We start from the raw sequence: 7,716 nt of genomic DNA, 5'->3' as shown, positions 1-7,716 counted from the left end.
ATGCGGAAGCGGCTCGCTCAGAATGTGAGGGGGATGGAGCTTCTGACGTAGAGGTGCTTTTTACCTCGCAGGAAGAAGCGAAGCCACCGAACATTTTAGCCGCTGGAGCTATCACAAGAAATGCGGAAGCGGCGCCGATATATCGGCGATTCGCCACCAGATAAAGGCTCTCCGACAATATTCGACAAATAACACATACAAAAAACCGAGCGGACACCCCCACTCGGTTTTTATCATGTTAACTGCTTCCACTTATTCCCCATAACTGGTCTTTTGTAGCCTTTCATCTGCACAAACAATTCATCAGCTGTTTGTGCTGAAACAAGCAATTCTTTATTTGATGGATTCATAAATCCTTCTTCTGCTGCATGGTCCACCATTTGTAATAATGGTGTGTAGAATTCTGCAATGTTCAGCAAGCCAACAGGCTTTTCATGAATCCCAATTTGCGACCAACATACAACTTCGAACAGCTCTTCGAATGTTCCATATCCACCTGGTAATGCAATAAATGCATCAGCAAGTTCACTCATTTTTGCTTTTCTTTCATGCATTGTTTCTACTTCAATTAGTTCTGTTAAACTGTGATGAACAATTTCTCCTCTAAATAATCCCCGCGGCATGACGCCTGTTACACGGCCACCTAGCTCTAATACTTGATTTGCCACTTCTCCCATTAATCCAACGCAAGAACCGCCGTATACAAGCTCTATATTATTTTGAACTAATATTTTCCCAAGCTGACGAGCCTCGTTTTGAAACTCTGGACGCTCCCCAACATTTGATCCTGCAAACACACAAATCCGTTTCATTCTGCCACCCCAAAGCTATATATTGTTATGCTACAATGTAATTGTACTACATATTGAAAGGATGAGGGAAGGATGAACACGAATGAATTTCAAAGTTGGGTGGAACAATTTTATCATGAACGCGGATGGTCCCAATATAATTCTTTTATTCGCGTTAATTTTTTAGCAGAGGAAGTTGGCGAAGTTTCTCGCGTTATACGCGCTATCGAAATCGGCCGCGATCGCCCAGATGAGACGACGAAGAGCGAGGAAGAATTAACACTAGAATTAAAAGAAGAACTTGGTGATGTACTTGGAAACCTTATTATTTTAGGGCAAAAATATAACCTAGATTTGCAAGATATTATGGAAACACATGTGAAAAAACTTTCTAAACGGTTCAAATAACAAATGAGAATTATTTTCAACCATGTTATGATAATATTGCAATAATATGAAAGGTGGCTTTTTTTATGTTATCTCCAAAATTACGTGAAGCACTAAATGATCAAATGAACTTTGAATTTTACTCAGCCCATGTGTATATGGCAATGGCAGCATACTGTACATCAGAGAGCTATGATGGATTTGCGAACTTCTTTCTTGTACAAGCAGAAGAAGAGCGTTTCCATGCTATGAAGTTGTACAATTACATTAACGATCGCGGTGAGCGTGCAATCATCACTGGATTCGATCATCCAAATAATGAATACGAATCGATTTTATCTGCTTTTGAAATCGCCCTTGAGCACGAGCGCGAGGTTACAAAACGTATTTATAACTTATCTGATATTGCATGGGATGAGCGCGAACATGCCACCATTACTTTCTTAAAATGGTTTGTTGATGAGCAAGTAGAAGAAGAAGCGTCTTTCGATAGCATCATTCAAAAATTAAAACGTATTACAAGTGATTCAAATGCATTGTTTATGTTAGATGCTGAATTAGAAAAACGTACATTTACTCCGCCTGCTGAATAAACAAAAAAGCAATGAGCCCGCCGCTCATTGCTTTTCTTATTTTATCCCGTTATTCGCGGGCAGTAAGACCCCACTGATTAAAGTTTCACTTTATAACATAACCCCAACGATAATTACTAATAACACACTTGCTAATATTGCACCGTATACAAGTTTTAATCCGAAAGAATCGACTGCTTTCGTCAATTTATGCTTCTTGCATTGTAAAGTTGGAATAAAACAACAGGTATAACACCCTGTAAGTTCGTAGATTATAGTCATTAAAATCGAATGCTTAATCATCATTTTTATGTTAACATAGGTGTAATATGGTATATAATATAATCAGTTGGTAAACACAGTCTTTTACTGGACAAGTCCATAAGCTAGAGGAAGCAACTAGCCTTTTTAAATTTACTATTTCAGATTCGGTGATTACTTATAGTTCATTCGAATGTTATAACGAATTGAACAGACATATTCACGGGCAATAGTAGCTTTAAGAGCATCTTGCTCTAAATTTTTGTGCAAAGTTTTACAAATTTCCTCGAGTTGTTACGGACGAAGAAATCTTACCTGTAATGGGAAATCTTCTTTTATTCCCAAAAGTTTAAGAAGCATTGCTATCGTAAAGGAGAATTGGAGATGCCAGAAACTATCACTCAAACAAAGCCTGAACAAGAATCATTACAAATTTCTGCTAACCTAGGACAACTTGATGTACTTGATCAACTATTAAAGCCTGAAGTTCAAGAGTCTTTAACTACATTAGTAGAACAACTTCCAAAATTAACTGAGCTCGTTAACATTTTAACAAAGTCTTATGATTTCGCTCAAGCAGTCGCTACTGATGAAGTATTAAAAAATGATACTGTTGGAGCAATTCAAGAACTTGCAGAACCTGTAAAAGATACAGTGAAAACCATTGCTGCAACTGCTATCGAAGCGAAAGATCGCGCTGAAGAAAGCAACGAAGTTATCGGTCTTTTTGGCCTTTTAAAAATGCTAAAAGATCCGCAAGCACAAAAAATGTTTCGTTTTGTAAACGCTTATCTTCAAATTACTGCAGAACGCAATCATAAATAATTCTTTCTTACACAACAATTAGTAAAGACGGGGGATATCATACTATGTCAAAACAAATTGTCATCTTAGGTGCTGGTTATGGCGGACTTCTTGCAGCTTTAAATGTACGTAAACATTACAGCAAATCAGAAGCACAAGTTACAGTTATCAACCAATATCCAACACATCAAATTATTACGGAACTACACCGCCTTGCAGCAGGAAATATTTCTGAGCAGGCAATTGCTATGCCATTAGAAAAACTTTTCAAAGGCAAAGATATCGATCTTAAAATTGCAACAGTTGAGTCATTCTCAGTAGATAAAAAAGAAGTAAAATTAGCTGACGGCAATACTTTATCTTACGATGCTCTTGTAGTTGCTTTAGGAAGTAAAACAGCTTACTTTGGCATCCCAGGATTAGAAGAAAACAGCATGGTATTAAAATCTGCAGACGATGCAAACAAAGTCTTCAAACATGTTGAAGAACGCATTCAAGAATACGCGAAAACAAAAAATGAAGCTGACGCAACAATTTTAATCGGTGGCGGCGGATTAACTGGCGTTGAGCTAGTTGGTGAACTTGCTGATATTATGCCAAAGCTTGCAAAAAGCCACGGCGTAAATCCGAAAGACATCAAACTATTGCTTGTTGAAGCAGGTCCAAAAATCCTTCCAGTATTACCGGATGATTTAATTGAACGTGCAACTACTAGCTTAGAAGCACGCGGCGTTCAATTCTTAACAGGCCTTCCTGTAACAAACGTTGAGGGCAATACAATTGATTTAAAAGATGGTCAAAAGATCGTTGCAAATACGTTCGTTTGGACAGGCGGCGTTCAAGGTAACCCTCTAGTAGGTGAATCAGGTCTTGAAGTAAACCGCGGCCGTGCAACTGTTAACGAATACCTTCAATCTACTTCTCATAAAGACGTATTCATTGCAGGTGACAGCGCAGTCTTCTTCGGTCCAGAAGGCCGTCCATATCCGCCAACAGCACAAATCGCTTGGCAAATGGGCGAACTAATTGGCTACAATCTATATGCACATCTAGAAGGAAAGGCGTTCGAAGAGTTTGCACCAGTAAATTCTGGAACACTTGCAAGTTTAGGCCGTAAAGATGCGGTTGCTATCATCGGAGCAAGCTCAACTCCACTTAAAGGCTTACCAGCATCTCTAATGAAAGAAGCAAGTAACGTTCGTTACTTATCACATATTAAAGGTCTATTCAGCTTAGCTTATTAATCTGAATGATAGCCCGAATCATGTTTATCTATGATTCGGGTTTTTTATTTGATTAAAATTCTCTACATAACTTATTCGACAAGAATTTGATATACACCTTTATAATTTTCTAAATATACTGTCTATTTTGTTACAATTTTGTGTATTCCTCTTTCTTTTTAAACAGTAAGGAGCAGTTCACTATGCCTAGGTAGTAGAGTAGAAAATCCCTTCATCAAACCATCCTCCTTACCCTGAGGGATTCTTCGATGTTGCATTTTCAAGTTTCACTTTATGTTACAGTCTGCTCATTCGCTCGCACTTCTAGTAAGAAGTTACTTTGTCACAGGCTTTAATCTTAGAATTTCTCCCTCGATTGCCTGTCAGCTACTAGGCAACTTGGTTCTGGACTTTCACCAGTGAGCAGTGCCCAGCTTAGCTTGGCACGCAACAAAAAAAGCAATGAGCCCGCTGCTCATTGCTTTTCCTATTTTATCTTATAACATAACCCCAACAATAATTGCTGATAACACACTTACTAATGTTGCACCGTATACAAGTTTTAATCCGAAAGAAGATACAACATTTGCTTGTTTTTCATCGATACTCTTCGTTGCACCTGCGATAATTCCGATAGATGAGAAGTTCGCAAATGATACAAGGAATACAGATAAGATACCAACTGTACGAGGCGCTAAACCACCAGCTGCTTTTCCTAAATCAAGCATCGCAACGAATTCGTTTGTTACTAATTTTGTTGCCATAATTTGTCCAGCTGTTACCATCTCAGATGCTGGAATACCCATGATGAACGCTAATGGTGAGAACACATATCCTAAGATTGTTTGGAATGTAATACCGAAAACTGAATCAAATAGACCGTTAATTGCTGCCATCAATGCAATGAATCCGATTAACATTGCTGCTACTGTAACCGCAATTGAAAATCCTAACATAATGTACTCGCCTAGCATTTCGAAGAACGTTTGGTGCTTGTCCTCTTGTAGCTCTAAAATGTCTTCCTCTTCACTCACATCGTAAGGATTTAAAATGTGAATGATAATAAATCCACTAAATAAGTTTAAAACAAGTGCTGTTACAACGAATTTAGGATCAATCATTTTCATGTAAGAACCAACGATTGACATGGAAACTGTCGACATAGAAGATGCACAAAGTGTATATAAACGATTTTTTGGTAACTTACTCAGTTGATCTTTTACTGTAATAAAAACTTCGCCTTGACCAACAATTGCCGCTGCTACTGCATTATAAGATTCTAATCTTCCTAAACCATTTACTTTACTTAATAAGAATCCAATCGCTTTAATAATGACTGGTAAAATTCTAAGATGTTGTAGAATTCCAATTAACACCGCTAAGAAAATAATTGGAAGTAATACAGAAAGAAAGAATGTGAATTCCCCTTTATTTACCATTCCGCCGAATACAAAGTTAATTCCGGCGTCCGCAAATTTTAAAATTGTACTAAATCCATCAGAAATTCCTTTAACTAAATAGTATCCAATCTGTGTATTTAGTAAGAAATATGATAATCCTAATTGAATAACAAGCATAATAGCAATTGGTTTATATTTAATCTTTTTCCGATCGCTACTTACAAGAAACGCTAGTATAAATACCGCAATTAATCCGACAAGAAACATGACAAATTTCATACTTGAAACCTCCATTTTGTAGTCTAATATACCATGATGTACCAGTCGTCTAACGATAGACGTCTGACAATTTAGATTAAAAAAATAATTCCATAAAAACAATTTACCGCTTACACTAGTAAGCGTTTGCATTTAGCAAAATTTTATACTGAATAGTTATTGTGGAATATGAGAATGATATCATTTTGTTTCATCCATAAACCAATTGTAAGCGTTATCTTTACAAAAAGCAATATATTTTTCAAAGGGAAAAATATACAAAAAAGAGCATAGAGGTCGGACTCTATGCTCCTTTGCGTTACTATCCTACTTGTTTGTCTTTTTCAATCACTGGATCTTCCCAGCATTCTGCATTTTTTAATCCCGGAATAGAACTTGCATGGAATACAGGATCTTTCCCTTGTTTCTTCTGCTTCACATAGTCTTTAAGTGCAGCAAATGCAAATTTACCAAGAAGGGCAATCGCAATTAAGTTTGTGATTACCATGAAGCCCATGAATAAATCAGCCATATCCCAAACAATTTGGACAGCTGCAACAGAACCGAACATAACCATTCCAACTACTGCAAAACGATATAATGTTAGCCCAAGCTTGCTCGTCTTAATAAATTCAATGTTCGTTTCACCATAATAATAGTTTCCTAGTAAGGAACTAAACGCAAACAAGAAAATAATAATTGCTAAGAAACCACTTGCCCAAGATCCAACTTGTGAACTTAATGCAACTTGTGTTAATTCAATACCTGTTAAACCTGGTGTCTTGTAAGCACCAGAGCATAGTACGATAAATGCTGTAGATGTACATACTAAGAACGTATCAACTAATACACCAATCGTTTGAATGTATCCTTGCTTTGCAGGGTGAGTTACATTGGCTGTTGCTGCTGCGTTCGGCGCACTACCCATACCTGCTTCGTTCGCAAATAAACCGCGCTTAATACCCATCATAATCGCAGCACCAACGCCGCCGCCCACTGCTTCTTTTAAACCAAATGCATTCATAAAGATTTCTGTGAATACATCTGGAAGCAATGTGATGTTTTTAATCACAACAAACACTGCAATTCCAATATATACAATTGCCATTGGTGGTACAATCAGTTCTGACATACGTGCAATGCTCTTAACACCGCCGAAAATAATAACCCCAACTAAAAGAGAAAGTGCAATCCCAACTACATAACGCTCAAGACCAAATGCATTTTCAAATGCAAGTGTCACTGTATTTGCTTGTACAGAGTTGAAAATTAGCCCATAACTAATTGTAATTAAGATTGAGAATAAAATTCCCATCCAACGTTTATTTAAACCTTTTTCCATATAATAAGCTGGACCACCGCGGAACCCGCTGCCATCTTTTATTTTATAAATTTGCGCTAATGTGCTCTCTACAAAACTTGAAGATGCTCCAATAATCGCAATTAACCACATCCAAAATACCGCACCTGGACCTCCCATAGAAATCGCTAGTGCTACCCCTGCTAAGTTCCCGATCCCGATGCGGGCTGCCGAACTCATACAAAAAGCTTGGAAAGAAGAAACGCTTCCTTTTTTACGCGTTTTTCCCGTCAATCCATCCGTCATTAAACGTACCATTTCCCCTAGATGACGAATTTGAACAAACTTAAGTTTAAAAGAAAAATAAAGGCCTAAGCCAATTAACATTGCAATAATTACATACGTCCATAGAATATTATTCGTTGCGCCAACGAACTTTTCAAAAATGCTAATCATGTTGTCCCTCCCTTTTTTCTTACACAAATTCAATTGTAATTTAAATACAATCAAAAATCAACATTTTTCGACAAAATAACAACTTCATATCATATTACCTCTCGAATACTCTGTTTTTCTTTGAAATACTCCCAAATACAAACGCTTACAGAATAAAATTCATGTCACATTTTCTGACACGGAAATATAATCCATTAAAAAAGCACAATTCTCCCTAACCGAATTGTGCTTTTTAACATGAATTTATATAAGTTGCTGCTATGC

General features: G+C 37.2%; 7 protein-coding genes. 4 read left to right on the top strand and 3 right to left on the bottom strand.

Going from position 1 to position 7,716, the window contains the following annotated elements; all coding sequences use genetic code 11:
- Positions 1 to 233: 233 nt before the first annotated feature.
- Entirely contained in the window at positions 234 to 812 is a 579-nt protein-coding gene (locus tag H280_RS0119900; RefSeq protein WP_020062880.1) for a TIGR00730 family Rossman fold protein, read from the bottom strand.
- 72 nt (positions 813 to 884) lie between these two features.
- On the opposite strand from H280_RS0119900, the gene H280_RS0119895 reads away from it, so the two are divergent.
- The 4 genes from H280_RS0119895 (at position 885) to H280_RS0119875 (ending at position 4,059) form a co-directional block, all read left to right on the top strand.
- A complete protein-coding gene (locus H280_RS0119895) occupies positions 885 to 1,199 on the top strand; it encodes a MazG nucleotide pyrophosphohydrolase domain-containing protein (protein ID WP_020062879.1) in 315 nt (104 codons plus the stop codon).
- Positions 1,200 to 1,264: 65 nt separating this feature from the next.
- Positions 1,265 to 1,771 (top strand): ferritin, encoded by a 507-nt coding sequence (locus H280_RS0119890; protein ID WP_020062878.1) that lies wholly within the window; start codon positions 1,265 to 1,267, stop codon positions 1,769 to 1,771.
- A 624-nt stretch (positions 1,772 to 2,395) separates the two neighbouring features.
- Entirely contained in the window at positions 2,396 to 2,836 is a 441-nt protein-coding gene (locus tag H280_RS0119880) for a DUF1641 domain-containing protein (protein ID WP_020062876.1), read from the top strand.
- A gap of 44 nt (positions 2,837 to 2,880) precedes the next feature.
- Positions 2,881 to 4,059 carry an NAD(P)/FAD-dependent oxidoreductase gene (locus H280_RS0119875; RefSeq protein WP_020062875.1) on the top strand — a complete coding sequence of 393 codons (1,179 nt, stop codon included), beginning with the start codon at positions 2,881 to 2,883 and terminating at the stop codon, positions 4,057 to 4,059.
- Between the two features lie 476 nt (positions 4,060 to 4,535).
- Here the strand turns inward: H280_RS0119875 and H280_RS0119870 are convergent, their stop codons facing one another.
- A complete protein-coding gene (locus H280_RS0119870; RefSeq protein ID WP_020062874.1) occupies positions 4,536 to 5,717 on the bottom strand; it encodes a NupC/NupG family nucleoside CNT transporter in 1,182 nt (393 codons plus the stop codon).
- Positions 5,718 to 6,018: 301 nt separating this feature from the next.
- Positions 6,019 to 7,452: an amino acid carrier protein gene (locus tag H280_RS0119865; RefSeq protein WP_020062873.1), complete on the bottom strand. Its 1,434-nt coding sequence runs from the start codon at positions 7,450 to 7,452 to the stop codon at positions 6,019 to 6,021.
- Between the last annotated feature and the right edge of the window lie 264 nt (positions 7,453 to 7,716).

The sequence above is a fragment of the Bacillus sp. 123MFChir2 genome, from assembly GCF_000383235.1.
Taxonomy (GTDB): domain Bacteria; phylum Bacillota; class Bacilli; order Bacillales; family Bacillaceae_G; genus Bacillus_A.
Note: the sequence above shows the minus strand (reverse complement) of the source record. Positions and strands in the feature narration are given on the sequence as shown.